The sequence below is a fragment of the Streptomyces sp. NPDC088157 genome (assembly GCF_044741545.1).
Classification (GTDB): Bacteria; Actinomycetota; Actinomycetes; order Streptomycetales; family Streptomycetaceae; genus Streptomyces.
In genome coordinates this window covers 515876-530707 of sequence record NZ_JBIUSU010000006.1, presented here as the reverse complement: position 1 = coordinate 530707, position 14832 = coordinate 515876, and the positions used below count along the sequence as shown (strand labels likewise).

12 protein-coding genes and 1 pseudogene are annotated in these 14832 nt (G+C 70.4%); 10 read left to right on the top strand and 3 right to left on the bottom strand.

Annotation, left to right across the window (positions count from 1 at the left end):
* Positions 1 to 101 precede the first annotated feature (101 nt).
* The 4 genes and pseudogenes from ACIPFH_RS26300 to ACIPFH_RS26285 form a co-directional block, all read left to right on the top strand.
* Complete coding sequence (locus ACIPFH_RS26300) at positions 102 to 2225, top strand: APC family permease (RefSeq protein WP_401830006.1); 2124 nt, start codon at positions 102 to 104, stop codon at positions 2223 to 2225.
* A 107-nt stretch (positions 2226 to 2332) separates the two neighbouring features.
* Entirely contained in the window at positions 2333 to 3673 is a 1341-nt protein-coding gene (locus tag ACIPFH_RS26295) for a class I SAM-dependent RNA methyltransferase (protein ID WP_401830003.1), read from the top strand.
* 500 nt (positions 3674 to 4173) lie between these two features.
* Complete coding sequence (locus ACIPFH_RS26290) at positions 4174 to 4383, top strand: SDR family NAD(P)-dependent oxidoreductase (protein ID WP_401830000.1); 210 nt, start codon at positions 4174 to 4176, stop codon at positions 4381 to 4383.
* Positions 4307 to 4666: pseudogene (locus ACIPFH_RS26285) on the top strand (SDR family NAD(P)-dependent oxidoreductase); the annotation flags it as partial. The gene ACIPFH_RS26290 and the pseudogene ACIPFH_RS26285, both read left to right, overlap by 77 nt.
* A 410-nt stretch (positions 4667 to 5076) precedes the next feature.
* On the opposite strand, the gene dgoD reads toward ACIPFH_RS26285, so the two are convergent.
* The 3 genes from dgoD to ACIPFH_RS26270 form a co-directional block, all read right to left on the bottom strand.
* Positions 5077 to 6222 carry a galactonate dehydratase gene (gene dgoD / locus ACIPFH_RS26280; RefSeq protein WP_401829998.1) on the bottom strand — a complete coding sequence of 382 codons (1146 nt, stop codon included), beginning with the start codon at positions 6220 to 6222 and terminating at the stop codon, positions 5077 to 5079.
* A 237-nt stretch (positions 6223 to 6459) separates the two neighbouring features.
* Positions 6460 to 7227 carry an SDR family NAD(P)-dependent oxidoreductase gene (locus ACIPFH_RS26275; RefSeq protein ID WP_401829997.1) on the bottom strand — a complete coding sequence of 256 codons (768 nt, stop codon included), beginning with the start codon at positions 7225 to 7227 and terminating at the stop codon, positions 6460 to 6462.
* Complete coding sequence (locus ACIPFH_RS26270) at positions 7224 to 8273, bottom strand: LacI family DNA-binding transcriptional regulator (RefSeq protein WP_401829995.1); 1050 nt, start codon at positions 8271 to 8273, stop codon at positions 7224 to 7226. The genes ACIPFH_RS26275 and ACIPFH_RS26270 overlap by 4 nt, the downstream gene beginning before the upstream one ends.
* 474 nt (positions 8274 to 8747) lie before the next feature.
* Between ACIPFH_RS26270 and ACIPFH_RS26265 the strand changes: the two genes are divergently transcribed.
* The 6 genes from ACIPFH_RS26265 to ACIPFH_RS26240 all read left to right on the top strand — a co-directional run bounded on the left by ACIPFH_RS26265 (position 8748) and on the right by ACIPFH_RS26240 (position 14794).
* Complete coding sequence (locus ACIPFH_RS26265) at positions 8748 to 10094, top strand: extracellular solute-binding protein (RefSeq protein WP_401829992.1); 1347 nt, start codon at positions 8748 to 8750, stop codon at positions 10092 to 10094.
* Positions 10091 to 11134, top strand: a complete 1044-nt coding sequence (locus ACIPFH_RS26260; RefSeq protein ID WP_401829990.1) for a carbohydrate ABC transporter permease — start codon at positions 10091 to 10093, stop codon at positions 11132 to 11134. Before ACIPFH_RS26265 ends, ACIPFH_RS26260 begins: the two co-directional genes overlap by 4 nt.
* Entirely contained in the window at positions 11134 to 11955 is an 822-nt protein-coding gene (locus tag ACIPFH_RS26255) for a carbohydrate ABC transporter permease (RefSeq protein ID WP_401830239.1), read from the top strand. Before ACIPFH_RS26260 ends, ACIPFH_RS26255 begins: the two co-directional genes overlap by 1 nt.
* An 86-nt stretch (positions 11956 to 12041) precedes the next feature.
* Complete coding sequence (locus ACIPFH_RS26250; protein WP_401829988.1) at positions 12042 to 12713, top strand: bifunctional 4-hydroxy-2-oxoglutarate aldolase/2-dehydro-3-deoxy-phosphogluconate aldolase; 672 nt, start codon at positions 12042 to 12044, stop codon at positions 12711 to 12713.
* Positions 12710 to 13678: a sugar kinase gene (locus ACIPFH_RS26245; RefSeq protein ID WP_401829986.1), complete on the top strand. Its 969-nt coding sequence runs from the start codon at positions 12710 to 12712 to the stop codon at positions 13676 to 13678. Before ACIPFH_RS26250 ends, ACIPFH_RS26245 begins: the two co-directional genes overlap by 4 nt.
* A gap of 45 nt (positions 13679 to 13723) precedes the next feature.
* Positions 13724 to 14794: a lactonase family protein gene (locus ACIPFH_RS26240; RefSeq protein WP_401829984.1), complete on the top strand. Its 1071-nt coding sequence runs from the start codon at positions 13724 to 13726 to the stop codon at positions 14792 to 14794.
* Positions 14795 to 14832: the final 38 nt, after the last annotated feature.

Here is a 14832-nt window from a genome sequence, read left to right as displayed (position 1 = left end):
CTGGCCGATTTCACCCGGGAGGCAGACGCGGCACACCATCACCCGGCTGAGGACGGGGGAGGGTGGGCGGCTCCGTGTTCGAAGGAATACGATCCTCTGTTGTGTCCAAACTGACCGACGTGCCCAAACGGATTCTGATCGGGCGCGCACTGCGCAGTGATCGGCTCGGAGAAACGCTCCTGCCGAAGCGCATCGCTCTGCCCGTCTTCGCTTCCGACCCGCTGTCCTCCGTGGCCTACGCGCCTGGGGAGGTACTGCTGGTCCTGTCCATCGCGGGCGTGTCGGCCTACCACTTCAGCCCGTGGATCGCCCTCGCGGTCGTCGTGCTGATGTTCACGGTGGTCGCCTCCTACCGGCAGAACGTGCACGCCTACCCCAGCGGCGGTGGCGACTACGAGGTGGCCACCACCAACCTCGGCCCCAAGGCCGGCCTGACCGTCGCGAGCGCGCTGCTCGTCGACTACGTCCTGACCGTCGCCGTCTCCATCGCTTCCGGCATCGAGAACCTCGGCTCCGCGATCCCGTTCGTCGTCGAGCACAAGGTGGCCTGCGCGGTCGGCGTGATCGTGCTGCTGACGCTGATGAACCTGCGCGGGGTCAAGGAGTCCGGCAATCTCTTCGCGATCCCGACCTACGTCTTCGTCGCGGGCGTCTTCATCATGATCGCCTGGGGCGCCTTCCGCGGACTGGTGCTCGACGACACCATGCGGGCGCCGACGGCCGAGTACACGATCAAGGCCGAGCACCAGGGCCTGGCCGGCTTCGCGCTGGTCTTCCTGCTGCTGCGCGCCTTCTCCTCCGGCTGCGCCGCGCTCACCGGCGTGGAGGCCATCTCCAACGGCGTCCCCGCCTTCCGCAAGCCCAAGTCGAAGAACGCGGCGAGCACCCTCGCGGCGATGGGCCTGCTGGCCGTCACCATGTTCTGCGGCATCATCGTGCTGGCCCTGGTCACCAAGGTCCGGATGGCCGAGAACCCGGCCGTCGACCTGCTGCACAACGGCGTCGCCGTCGGCGCCGGATACGTCCAGAACCCGGTGATCACCCAGGTCGCCGAGGCCGTCTTCGGCAAGGGCAGCTTCCTGTTCATCGTGCTCGCCGCGGCCACGGCCCTGGTGCTGTTCCTGGCGGCGAACACCGCCTACAACGGCTTCCCGGTGCTCGGCTCGATCCTCGCACAGGACCGCTACCTGCCCCGCCAGCTGCACACCCGCGGCGACCGCCTCGCCTTCTCCAACGGCATCGTGCTGCTCGCCGGCGCGGCCACGCTGCTGGTCGTCATCTACGGAGCCGACTCCACACGGCTGATCCAGCTGTACATCGTCGGCGTGTTCGTGTCCTTCACGCTCAGCCAGATCGGCATGGTCCGGCACTGGAACCGCCTCCTGGCGACCGAGACCGACCAGCTCAAGCGCCGTCACATGGTCCGCTCCCGCGCGATCAACACCTTCGGCGCCTTCTTCACCGGCCTGGTCCTGGTCGTCGTCCTGGTCACCAAGTTCACGCACGGTGCGTGGGTCGCCCTGCTCGGCATGGTGATCTTCTACGGGACGATGACCGCGATCCGCCGCCACTACGACGGTGTCTCCGCGGAGATCGCCGCCCCCGAGGGCCCCAGCGACGACACCGTCCGGCCCTCGCGCGTCCACTCGGTGCTGCTGATCTCCAAGATCCACCGCCCGACGCTGCGCGCCCTCGCCTACGCCAAGCTGATGCGCTCCGACACCCTCGAGGCGCTCACCGTCAACGTCGACCCGGCCGAGACGAAGACACTGCGCGACGAGTGGGAACGGCGCGGGATCGACGTACCGCTGAAGGTCCTGGACTCGCCCTACCGCGAGGTCACGCGGCCGGTCATCGAGTACGTCAAGAGCCTGCGCCAGGAGTCGCCGCGCGACGCGGTGTCGGTGATCATCCCGGAGTACGTGGTCGGCCACTGGTACGAGCACCTGCTGCACAACCAGAGCGCGCTCAGGCTCAAGGGCCGGCTGCTGTTCACCCCGGGCATCATGGTCACGTCCGTCCCGTACCAGCTCCAGTCCTCCGAGGCGGCGAAGAAGCGGGCCCGCAGGCGCTCGGAGTGGAACGCTCCGGGTTCGGTGCGGCGCGGTCCTCTGCAGGAGGGGCGGCCGAAGGAGCCGTCGGGTTCCGGCACCTCGACGCATTCCGGCAACGGGTCGGGGGCCGGCAAGGCCCCGGGCTCCTCGGGGCCGGACGCGAAGGACTGACGCTCCCTTCATCCCCGGGCGCATGGTGAACGGCCGGACGACAGCCACGTAGACTGGTGGGCTGTTGTCCGGCTGTTCCTCGTTCGACGTTGTGGAGTCACCCCGCCATGCAGGCAGAACCGAAGAAGTCGCAGGCGGTGTCGCTCGTCGGGCAGGAGTACGAGGTCGAGATCGGCCCCGTCGCCCACGGCGGCCACTGCATCGCCCGTACGGAGGCCGGCCAGGTGCTGTTCGTCCGGCACACGCTGCCCGGCGAGCGGGTCGTGGCCCGGGTGACCGAGGGCGAGGAGGGGGCCCGGTATCTGCGCGCGGACGCGGTGCGGGTGCTGGAGGCGTCCAAGGACCGGGTCGAGGCGCCCTGCCCCTACGCCGGACCCGGCCGCTGCGGTGGCTGCGACTGGCAGCACGCCAAGCCGGGCGCCCAGCGCCGCCTCAAGGGCGAGGTCGTCGCCGAGCAGCTGCTGCGGCTCGCGGGCCTCACGCCCGAGGAGGCCGGCTGGGACGGCACGGTGATGCCGGCCGAGGGCGACAAGCTGCCGCCCGGCGAGGTGCCCTCATGGCGTACCCGAGTCCAGTACGCGGTGGACGCCGACGGCAACGCCGGCCTGCGGCGCCACCGCTCGCACGAGGTCGAGCCGATCGAGCACTGCATGATCGCGGCGCCGGGCGTCAGCGAGCTGGGCATCGAGGACCGCGACTGGTCGGGGATGGCGTCCGTCGACGCGATCGCGGCCACGGGCTCGCAGGACCGCATGGTGATCCTCGAGCCCCGGCCCGGCGCCCGCCTTCCCCTCGTCGAGCTCGACAGGCCCGTCTCCGTCATGCGCGTCGAGGAGCACGACGGCGGCATCCACCGCGTCCACGGCCGCGCGTTCGTGCGCGAGCGTGCCGACGGCCGGACGTACCGGGTCGGCAGCGGCGGCTTCTGGCAGGTCCACCCGCAGGCCGCCGACACCCTCGTCAAGGCGGTCATGCAGGGTCTGCTGCCCCGCAAGGGCGACATGGCGCTGGACCTGTACTGCGGCGTCGGCCTCTTCGCGGGCGCCCTCGCCGACCGCCTCGGCGACAAGGGCGCGGTCCTCGGCATCGAGTCCGGCAAGCGCGCCGTCGAGGACGCCCGGCACAACCTCGCCGGGTTCGAGCGGGTGCGGATCGAGCAGGGCAAGGTCGAGGCGGTCCTGCCGCGCACCGGGATCACCGAGGTCGACCTGATCGTCCTCGACCCGCCGCGCGCGGGCGCGGGCAAGAAGACGGTCGAGCATCTGTCGTCGCTGGGGGCGCGGAAGATCGCGTACGTGGCCTGCGACCCGGCGGCGCTGGCGCGGGACCTGGCGTACTTCCGGGACGGGGGATACCGGGTGCGGACGCTTCGGGCTTTCGATCTGTTCCCGATGACGCACCACGTGGAGTGCGTGGCGATTCTCGAACCGGCTTCAAAGGCGCTCTGACCTGCGGTTTTCTTGGGCTGCTCAGGTGCGTCGAGGTGTGCCCGACCTGTTTCCCTCAGTCCATCGCGTGGAGTGCGTCGCAGGCTCGTGTCACATGCCTCACCTGCTGCTTCGAACAGCGGGGTGCGGGCGATGAACGCTCTGCCTCGGCTTCGTGAGGGGGCGGTGGGGGACGTGTCTTGACGCTCGTTCGACGCTGCTTCTGATGGGGCGTCACGAGGCTCGTGCGCCTGAAACAGCAGCGAGGTTAATGATCAAACTCAGACTGCACGGGGGCTCAGGAGTTGGACGCCAGGTGCGGGTTGATGTGCCTGCGCGACTGCTCGGCCAGCGGCCCCGTCCATCTTCTGCAGGACTCGGCCCGACGGGCGGCGTTCGCTTCACGAGGCAGAGACCGCCGACCCATGGACAAACCTTCCTCTCCCGCCCCTGCGCGGACGCTCCTACGGTCGAGGCTGCGGGCGCTCACCGGCCCGCCGTACCGAAGGAGCAGGACCCTCATGAAGATGACTGGCAACACGATCCTGATCACCGGCGGAACCTCGGGCATCGGCCTCGGTCTGGCGCTGCGGCTGCACGAGGCCGGCAACAAAGTGATCGTCGCCGGCGCGGCGCAAGGAACTCCTCGACGAGATCACGGCCGAGCACCCGGGCATCGACGCGCTCGTCCTCGACGTCGCGGACCCCGACTCGATCGCCCGGGCCCGTGAGACCGTGGCGGCGAGCCACCCGGGGCTGAACGTCCTGGTCAACAACGCCGGCATTCAGCTGCTGGAGAGCGTCCTCGCCCCGGCCGGACTCCAGGCCGCCGAGGATCACATCGCGACCAATCTGCTTGGCACGATCCGGATGACGTACGCCTTCCTGCCGCTGCTGGTGGGCAAGGACGACGCGGTCGTCGTGAACGTCACCTCCGCGCTGGCGTTCGTACCGCTCCCGTTCACCCCGACCTACAGCGCGACCAAGGCCGCGCTGCACTCCTTCTCCGAGAGCCTGCGCATCCAGCTCGCCGGTGCTGACGCCGGAGTCCAGGTGATCGAGGTGGTGTCTGGGCCAGCCGGTCGCCGAGATCCACCGCCGCGCTGTGGCTCTCGATGGGGGAGACAACAGCACGCGGGCGGGACCTTGGGGCCACATCATGGGCGAACGCGAGCTGGACCCGTCTCGGATGGTCCTCACCGAAGACGCGGAACGGTCAGGAAGCGCCGTCGGGCGATCTGTCCGCCAGCTCAGGTTGGGGAGCCCGCGCAGGTGAATTGCGGGAGGCCGACCCAGGACCGCCAGCGGCGGAAGAAGTCGCAGACCGCCCGCCAGTACGGGAAATCGACCGGCAGAGCCGTCCACTTCACACCGTTGTCGACGAGGTGGCCTTCGTCCGGGCTGGCTGGTGGTGCCGGGTGCGGCTACCAGGCGGCCAGTGAGCCGTCGGTGTTGCGCCAGAGCGGATTGCGCCAGCGGTGGCCGCGTTCGGCGGCGGCGCGGACTGCGTCCTCGTCGATGGTGATGCCGAGACCGGGTGCTGTCGGGCGGTCGATGTAACCGTCGCGGAACGTGAAGGGCGTGGTGTCGGCGAGGTAGTCCAGCAGGCCGCTGCTGTCGCCGTATCCGATGCCCAGTGCCTGTTCCTGGATGAGGAAGTTGGGGATGGCGAAGTCGAGTTGGAGGCTGGCGGCGAGGGCGATCGGGCCGAGCGGGCAGTGCGGTGCCACCAGGACGTCGTAGGTTTCTGCCATCGCGGCGATACGACGGGTCTCGGAGATGCCGCCGGCGTGGCTGATGTCGGGCTGGGCCACGGCGATGCCGTCCGAGAGCACCGAGCGGAAGTCCCAGCGGGAGTAGAGCCGTTCGCCGGTGGCGATGGGGATGGACGTGGAGCGCACCACGGCGCCGAGGTCCCGGGAGAACTCCGGCAGCACGGGCTCTTCGACGAAGAGCGGCAGGAGCGGCTCCAGGAAGGGCAGGACGCGGCGGGACATCGCCCCGCTGAACCGGCCGTGGAAGTCCAGCGCCAGGTCGCGGTCCGGCCCGATGGCCTCGCGGACCGCGGTCACGCCGGCCACGATGGCATCGATCGCGGCGGGCGTGGCGAGCGGTTCCAGCTGGCCGCAGGGGTTGAGCTTGACCGCGGTCATGCCCTTGGCGACCTGCTCGGCGGCCGACTCGGCCAGTTCCTGGGGGGTTTCGCCGCCGACCCAGCCGTAGACGCGCACCCGGTCGCGCACGTGGCCGCCGAGGAGCTGGTGGACCGGGACGCCGTGGGTCTTGCCCGCGATGTCCCACAACGCCTGGTCGATTCCGGCCAGGGCGCTGCTGAGGACGACTCCGCCGCGGTAGAAGCCGCTCTTGGCGAGCACCTGCCAGTGCTCCTCGATCCGGGCCGGATCCTGGCCGAGAAGGTAGTCGAACATCTCCTCGACGCAGCGGGCGACGGTGTGGGCCTTGCCCTCGACTATGGGCTCCCCCCAGCCGGAGATGCCCTCGTCGGTGTCGACGCGCAGGAAGAGCCAGCGCGGTTCGACGAGGAAGAGCTCGTATCCAGTGATCTTCATGGGATGGACCTCCGGGTCCTGTGCTGTGTACGGCCTGATGCGGGGGCTCGGTGAGGGGTGAGTCGGTCGTGGTCGCAGCGAGCAAGGGGCCACTGCCCGCTCGGTGGCGCGGGAGAGAAGTTGGAGCGGGGGGAAGAGGAGGGCCGTTGCGGGCGTGCGAGGGTGGAGTTGCGGCGGTCGGGTCGTTCCCGGAGCGGGCCGGGCGGGCCTTCGCCCGGGACGGGTGAGGCCGGTCGCCTACTCCTGGGAGCTGATGCTGCGGCCACCGTCCACGAGCAGGTTCTGGCCGGTGACGAAAGAGGCGTCCTCGGAGGCGAGGAAGGCCACGGCGGCGGCGATGTCCTCGGGGGCGCCGAGCCTGCCGACGGGGGTACGCGCGACGGTCTGCGCCCTGTACTCCTCGGGTACCTCGGCCCACAGGGCGGTGACCACGGCTCCGGGCAGGACGGAGTTGAACCTGATCTGACCCCCGTACTCGACGGCGAGTTGGCGTACGAGGGCGTCGATACCGCCCTTGGCCGCCGCGTACGCGGGGAAGCCCTTGAAGCCGATGGCCGCGTGCACGGACGAGGTGATCACCACCGCACCCCTGGCCGTCCTGAGGAGGGGCACCGCGGCCCGGACACCGTAGAACACCGAGTCGAGGCAGAGCCGCAGCTGGTCGTGCCAGGCGGCATCGCCGAGTTCATGTGCCGCTCCGTACAGGTTGCGGCCGGCGTTGAGGTGGAGCACGTCGAGGCGCCCGGTCCAGGACTCGGCCTCGGCGACGGCCGCGGCCCAGTGAACCGGCGAGGTGACGTCGAGGGGCCGGTCCTGTGCCCGCCCGCCCCAGGCGCGGATCTCCTCGGCCACGCGATGGGCGGCGTCGGCGTCCACGTCGGTGACGAGGACGGACGCCCCCTCCGCCGCCAGCCGGCCGGCGGTGGCCGCCCCGATGCCGGAGCCCGCCGCGGTGAGCAGGGCCGTACGGCCGGTGAAACGTGCCGGTGCGGCGGCGACGGTCATGGCGTTCCTCCTGGTTCTGCCGGTCTGGCCGTGGAGCCCCGCAGCACCAGCCGCGGCTCGGTCGGTACGACGACGTCTCCCACGGGCTTGCCCTCGATGGTGGCCACCAAGGCCTCCACGGCAACGGTCCCCAGCTCGTACAGGGGCATCGCCACGGTGGTCAGCGGGGGATGGAGGTGCGCGGCCACGGGCAGGTCGTCATTGCCCACCACGGAGACGTCCTGCGGGATCCTGAAGCCCAGGTCCCTGATCGCGGCCATGGCGCCTATCGCCTGAGCGAGCGAACTGGTGTAGAGGGCGGTGACCGGCGGACGCGCGCTCCCGGCGGTGGGGCGCAGCAGTTCCCGCGCGGCGAAGCTGCCGCCGTCCTCGGTGAAGTCCCCGGACGCGACCGGAGCCGCGTCCAGCCCCAGTGCGTCGGCGTGGCGCACGAACGCCTCCTTGCGGACCTCGCTGGGGGTGATCCCGGCGGGACCCGCGATGTGGCCGACCCTGCGGTGGCCGAGGCCGTGCAGGTGGTCGAGCGCGGTCACGCTGGAGCGGGCGACGTCCATGGTGACGTTGCGGCCGGATCCCTCCACGGAGCGGTTGAGGAAGACGTGGGGGACCGTGCTGTGGCTCAGAGTCTCCAGCAGGGGGTGGCCGGGGCGGGCGGAGGCGATGAGCAGCCCGTCGACCCTGCCCTCCTGCACCAGGTCGTTGAAGGAGCCGTCGGCCTCCTGACCGTCGAAGTCCTCCGCCAGCAGGGAGAGGTAGCCCAGCTCGCGGGCACGTTGATAGGCGCCGCGGGCGATGGTGACGTACGTGGGGTTGGCGAGGGCGGGGATCAGCAGGGCCACTGCGTGGGTGCTGGCTCCGGCCAGGGCCCGGGCCCCGGAATGCGGTCGGTAGCCGAGTTCCTCGGCGGCCTCATGGACGCGTCGGCGTGTCTCCGGCCGCACGGACAGGTCCTGCCGGCCGTTGAGCACCTTGGACACGGTGGCCTTGGAGACCCCGGCCGCGTGTGCCACATCCACGAGCCTGGCACGGACGGGCTGTTCCGGCACGCGCTCCCCCTCCCGTAGGTGTCGCCCTGGTCCACTGGTGCGGGCCGAGAGTGACTTGTTCGTAGCTCTTGACACTTTCTGGAAACGCAACTTAACGTTCGCGAAAGCTTCAGTCAACCGGTTTCCTCAGACGGAAAATTGCGGTAACTCTACGCAGAGCTGTTGAAACCGGCCATAGCGACATTGCTAGTTATCGGCCAAATCTGACGTGGAGTCAGCTGGCCGATGGAGGCCCCGGGCTCACCGCCGACGCGACCACCGTCGCACCCGCGGTCCGCCGAACCGGTGCGCGCACTCGTCCACGCAGGCGGATGCGCTCGGCCCAGGGCATCGACACCACTGCCGAGCGAGCCGGTGTTCCGCCGGCCGCCGCGCCTCTCCGTTCGCCCGCCACGGCAACCCCCATGCCGCCATGGACCCCGTCGTACGTCCCGCAGCCGCGTACGTCCGCCACGAAAGGCCATCAGCATGCCCATGTCAACGACGACCTCCCTCGACAGACGTCGATTCCTCGCCGTATCAGCCGGAACCGCGCTCGCCGCGACCGGTCTGTCCGCCTGCGCCGGCTCCGTCAGCAACGGCACGGGTGATGCGGGGAGCGGCAAGACGACCCTCACCGTGATGACGGTCGAGAACGAGTGGGACAAGAAGACCCTCAAGGCCGCCGAAGAGGCGCTGGGGATGCACCTCAACGTCATCATCTGGGACGCCACCAAGCTCAACGCCATGCTGGCCGCCAAGAACGCGCCGGACGTGGTCCGCGGCTTCGGCGCGACCGAGACCCCGTACTTCGCCGCGCGCGGCCTGATGACCGACCTGGACCCGTACTTCGCCAAGAGCTCCGTGCTGAAGGCCTCGGACCTCGACCCGGTCAACGACGTGTGGCGCTACGACGGCAAGAAGCAGGGCGCCGGACCGCGCTACGGCATGGCCAAGGACTACTCACAGGACTCCATGTTCTGGTACCGCACCGACCTGTTCGAGGCCGCCAAGCTGGACGTGCCGAGCGCGACCGAACCGATCTCCTACGACGAGTGGCTCGACCTGGGCAAGAAGCTGGTCAAGCGCCGCCTGGGCAAGGTCAAGGTGTACGGCCTGAACGCCACCGGCATGGGCGTCTTCCCACAGCTCATGGGCATGACCGCCTCCGCCGGCGGCAGCCTGTTCGCCGAGGACCTGGCCACGGTGGACTTCTCCTCCCCGGAGGCGCTCAAGGCCCTGCGGTGGTACCTGGACTACGCGAAGGCCGACATAGGCCCCAGCGTCGTCAACCCCAACCCGGACGGCTGGGACGGCCCCACCTACCAGGCCAACCGGATGGCGATGAGCTGCAACGGCTACTGGTTCGGCGGTCTGATCGGCGCCGACGCCAAGCTCGCCGAGGTCTCCCGCTTCGCGCCCGCCCCGCAGCTCGGCAGCCACCGCGTCAGCTCCTGCTTCGGCGCCACCGGCTTCTGGATCCCGAGGGACGCCAAGAACAAGGACGCGGCCTGGAAGTTCTTCGAGTGGTACTTCGGCGGCAAGCCCGCCCAGGACCGGGCCGCCAGCGGATGGGGCATCCCCTCGCTGACCTCCTTGCGTTCGAAGATGCCGCAGACCAACGCCTTCCAGAAGCAGGCGTTCCAGGTGCAGGAACAGGAGCTGCCGCACTTCTCCGTCCTCAGCTTCACCCCGTACGCCCAGCAGGCCGCCCTGGAGGGCGTTCTGAACAAGGTCCTGCCGGGCGCCGTGAAGTCCGGGACGTCCGCGGGCAAGGTCGCCGACCAGCTCAACTCCCGGATGAACGACCAGCTCGCCCAGGGCAAGGAGCTCGTGGGGTGAGCACCGGACAGATCACCGCGCCGGGCGCGCCGTCCCCCATCGGGGAGACGGCCGCCCGGCCCGGGCCCCGCAGCCGCGCGCGCGGCAGCCGTCGGCGCCCCTCCCTGACCACCCGCCGGGCCTTCTCCTTCTACGTGTTCGCCGGACCCTGGGTGCTGGGCTTCCTCACCCTGACGGCCTTCCCGCTCGGTTACGCCCTGTGGCTGAGCCTGACCAACGCCGACGGACTGTCGAACAACTCCCGCTTCGTCGGCCTGGACAACTACCGGGAGGTCCTCACCGACCCGGAGACGATGTCCTCCCTGGCCCGCACCGGCGTCTTCACCGCTATCACCGTGCCGCTGAGCATCGCGGCGGGGCTGTTGCTCGCGGTGCTGGTCAACCAGCCGATCCGGGCCCGCGGGATGTTCCGCACCCTGCTGTACCTGCCCGCGGTCGTCCCGCCAGTGGGCGCCGCCCTCACCTTCAAGCTGATCTTCGACCGGGACTCGGGCGCCGCCAACGGCGTCCTGGACGCCCTGCACATCGACGGTGTCAGCTGGCTGATGGATCCCTACGCCCGCTGGGTCCTGGTCACCCTGACCCTGTGGGGCGCCGGCAACGCCATGATCATCTCGCTGGCCGGGCTCCAGGAAATCCCCAAGGAGCTCCACGAGGCCGCCCGCATGGACGGGGCGAACGCCTGGCAGTCCTTTACCAGGATCACCTTGCCGATGCTCTCCCCGGTGCTGTTCTTCCAGGTCATCACCGGCATCATCGCCGCCGTGCAGAGCTTCCTGCCGCTGCTCATCTCCCTCGACCCCACCCCCAGGGGCGTCACGGCCGTCCCCGAGGGCAACTACCTTTTCATGATCCACGTGTTCGCCCAGTACTTCGCCAACGGCCGCTACGGATACGCCTCAGCGATGCTCTGGGTGCTGTTCCTGATCATCGTCGCGATCACCTTCCTCGTCTTCAGGCTCAGCAGGGGCGCGGTCTTCTACTCCGTCGCCCCGGAGCCGGACAAGCCGTCCCGGCCGCGCACGATCGGAGGCAAGTGATGGTGTTCCCCCGCAGAAGTGCCGTCTACATGCTGCTGGTCGGCGCCCTCGTCCTCTTCCTCGGCCCGTTCGCCTGGCTGCTGGACACCGCTCTGAAGGCCCCCGACGAGCTGCGCGCGCTGCCCATCCACTGGTGGCCGCACCACCCCAGCCTCAGCAACTTCCGTGACGCCCTGACCCAGATCGACTACCTCGGCTATGCCCGCAACTCCCTGACGATCGCCACCCTCTACGCCGTCCTGGTCACCCTGGCCTCGGCGTGGGCGGGCTACGGATTCGCCCGCCTCAACGCACCCGGCAAGCGGCTCATATTCAACGTTCTGCTATCGACGATGATGCTGCCGCAGATCCTCACCCTCATCCCGACCTATCTACTGTTCGCCAAGCTCCATCTCACCAACACCTATGTGCCGTGGGTGCTGTGGGGCCTGTGCGGCGCCCCGTACCTGATCTTCCTGTTCCGGCAGTTCTTCTCGAACATGCCCAAGGAGCTGGAGGAGGCCGCGATCGTGGACGGCTGCGGGCAGATCCGCATCTTCTGGCGGATCTTCCTGCCGCAGTCCTGGCCGGTCATCGCCACCAGCCTGATCCTTTCCTTCAGCTGGACCTGGGGCGACTACATCGCGCCCGCCCTGCTGCTGGACGACGCCCACACCACGCTCGCGGTCAAGCTCGCCTACGGCTACGTCAACGAGCACGGTGCACCGCTGGGGAACCTGGTCGCCGCGGGCGCGGTGATGTACGTCGTCCCGGTGCTGGCGTTGTTCCTGATCGTGCAGCGAGGCTTCGTCACGGGCGCCGCCACCTCCGGACTCAAGTGACCGACGTGTACCAGCACACCTCGCAGCAAAGGACTTCCCATGACCGGCACCCAGGCAACCGTCAGGTCCCGTGCGGCGGTGGGGTCATGACCGAGCGTCCCGCCCTCACCCCGCAGCTCGGCCGGACACGGGTCATGGCCATCCTGCGGTCGGCCGACGCCTCCGGGCTGCTCGCCGTGGCCACGGCTCTCGCGTCCGGCGGTGTCACCTGCCTGGAGGTCACCCTCACCACCGCCGGAGCGCTCGACGTGCTGGCCGCCATCCGGGCGGAACTCGGCCCCGACGTCGCGGTCGGCGCCGGCACCGTGATCACCGGTGACCAGGCCAGGGACGCCCTGGCGGCCGGAGCGGAGTTCCTGGTCGCCCCCGTCGTGGACACCGCCGTCGTCCGGAACGCGGCCGACCGGGGCGTACCGTGCTACCCGGGTGCCTGGACACCGACCGAGGTGTCCCAGGCCTGGCAGGCGGGCGCCGCCGCCGTCAAGCTGTTCCCCGCGAGCACGGGCGGCCCCGCTCACCTGCGCCAACTGCGAGCGCCACTGCCCGGCATCCCACTCGTCGCCGTCGGCGGCGTCGGCCTCGACGAGGCGCGGGACTACCTCGACGCGGGCGCCTGTGCGGTCGGTATCGGCTCCCCGCTGGTGCGCGGGGCGGACCAGGACCCGACTGCGCAGGCACTGGACGCCCTCACCGCGAGGGCGCGCACCCTGCTGGACGCGGTACGGACCACCGCGCGGGCCAGGGAGGCGAGCGCGTGAACACTTCCTCACCGCCGCTCGGCGAGCCCTACCTCGTCACCCTCGGCGACGTGCTCGCCGTCATGGCGGCCCCGGATCCCGGCCCGTTCGCGCTCGGCACGACACTGCGCCTGGGGATCGCCGGCGCGGAGTCCAACGTCGCCATCGGGGTCAGCCGACTCGGCGGATCCGCGACCTGGATCGGCCGGGTGGGCGACGACGAACTCGGCGACCTCGTCCTGCGGGAACTACGGGCCGAAGGGGTCACCACCGTCGCCGTGCGCGACCCCGCCCCCACCTCCCTGCTGCTGAAGGAGCGCCGCACCACAACCCACAGCCGCACGCGCTACTACCGCACCCACACGGCCGGAGCCCGGCTGTCCGCCGACGACATCCCCGAACATGTCGTCGCGGGGGCGGCGGTCCTGCACATCACGGGCATCACCCCGGCGCTCGGGGAGGGTCCCGCCGCGGCCGTGACCCGGGCCGTGGGCATCGCCGCCGAGGCGGGCGTGACCATCTCGCTGGACGTCAACTTCCGCTCCCTGCTGTGGAGCGAGACCGAGGCCCGGACGATCCTGCTGCCCCTGGTGCGCAGGAGCGACCTGGTCTTCGCCGGACCGCACGAGGCCGCTCTCGTCGTGCCCGGCGCCGACGGACCGGAGGAACTCGCCCAGGGCATCTGCGACCTCGGACCCAGCGGTGCCGTGATCAAGCTCGGCGCCGAAGGGGCGTACGCCCTCCTCGACGGACGGACCCACCGGCAGCCCGCCATCCCCGTCCGCGTGCACGACTCGGTGGGCGCGGGAGACGCCTTCGCCGCCGGGTACCTCGCCGAACTGCTCGCGGGGAAGCCCCCGAAACGGCGGCTGAGGACGGCGGTCCGGCTCGGCGCCTTCGCGGTGAGCACCGCCGGCGACTGGGAGGGCCTGCCCCGGCGCTCCGAACTCGGGCTGCTGGACCACCACGACGACATCGTCCGCTGAAGCCCCCTCCACCCGCCCTGCTCGATGAACCTCCCAGGACCACCCATGCGCACAAGCTCCCTCACCGGCGCGATCCCCGTCCTCACCGGCTCCTACACCCCCGACTCCGGCGGCACCGGGCCCGGCATCGCCGCCCTGCGGCTCGATCCCACGACCGGACGCCTCTCGTACGACGAGGTGCAGCCGCTGCCCGTGAACGGGGCCTCGTTCCTGGCGGCGCACCCGTCGCTCGGCGTCGTCTACAGCACCAACGAGACCGAGACGGGAACCGTCAGCGCCGTCGCCCGCTCCGACGACGGCACCCTGTCCCCGCTGGGCGACCCGATGAACAGCGGCGGGGCGAACCCGTGCCACCTCACCGTCCACCCGGACGGAGAGTGGCTGCTGACCGCGAACTACGGCAGCGACACCGCGCCGGGCACTGTCGCGGTGCACCGGCTCGGCGCGGACGGACGCCTGCTGGAGCCGACCGATCTCGTCGTCCACCACGGGGCGGGACCGGTCACCGGACGGCAGGAGGGCAGCCACGCCCATCAGGTCCTCGTCGACCCGGCGGGCCGTTTCGCGCTGGCTGTAGACCTCGGGGCGGACGCCGTTCTCACCTACCGGCTCGACACCCTCACCGGAACTCTGGAGCGGATCGCGGTGAATCCGATGAGCGAGGGGTCCGGCCCTCGCCACCTCGCCTTCGCCCCCGGCGGTGACCTGGTGTTCAGCGCCGACGAGCTGTCCTCGACCGTCACCTGCCACCGCTACGACGCCGCCAACGGCACCCTGACCGCTCTCTCCTCCGTACCCGCCACGACAGCCAAGGACGTCGTCAACCAGCCCGGGGGAATCGTCGCATCGCCCTGCGGACGCTTCGTGTGGGTGACCAACCGCGGCGCGGACACGGTCGCCGCGTTCCGGCTCGCAGGCAGCGCCCTGGAACCGCTCGGCGAGGTCCCTGCCGGCGGCACATGGCCCCGCGGCCTCGCTCTGGTGGACGGTCATCTGCTCGTCGCCAACCAGCACAGCGGCACGCTCGCCGTCCTGCCGGTCCTGCACGACGGAACCCTGACCGCACCCCACCCGCCGATCTCCGCCCCCTCGGTGGTCTGCGCACTGGCGCTCTGACCACCCTCCCCTCCCACCCTCCCCCTGGTCGCGTCCGA

Bases quoted from the DNA above. Each gene is read 5' to 3' on its own strand.
- ACIPFH_RS26295 (WP_401830003.1), top strand. From the start codon at position 2,333: ATGCAGGCAGAACCGAAGAAGTCGCAGGCGGTGTCGCTCGTCGGGCAG.
- ACIPFH_RS26290 (WP_401830000.1), top strand. From the start codon at position 4,174: ATGAAGATGACTGGCAACACGATCCTGATCACCGGCGGAACCTCGGGC.
- dgoD (WP_401829998.1), bottom strand. From the start codon at position 6,222: ATGAAGATCACTGGATACGAGCTCTTCCTCGTCGAACCGCGCTGGCTC.
- ACIPFH_RS26275 (WP_401829997.1), bottom strand. From the start codon at position 7,227: ATGACCGTCGCCGCCGCACCGGCACGTTTCACCGGCCGTACGGCCCTG.
- ACIPFH_RS26265 (WP_401829992.1), top strand. From the start codon at position 8,748: ATGTCAACGACGACCTCCCTCGACAGACGTCGATTCCTCGCCGTATCA.
- ACIPFH_RS26255 (WP_401830239.1), top strand. From the start codon at position 11,134: ATGGTGTTCCCCCGCAGAAGTGCCGTCTACATGCTGCTGGTCGGCGCC.
- ACIPFH_RS26250 (WP_401829988.1), top strand. From the start codon at position 12,042: ATGACCGAGCGTCCCGCCCTCACCCCGCAGCTCGGCCGGACACGGGTC.
- ACIPFH_RS26240 (WP_401829984.1), top strand. From the start codon at position 13,724: ATGCGCACAAGCTCCCTCACCGGCGCGATCCCCGTCCTCACCGGCTCC.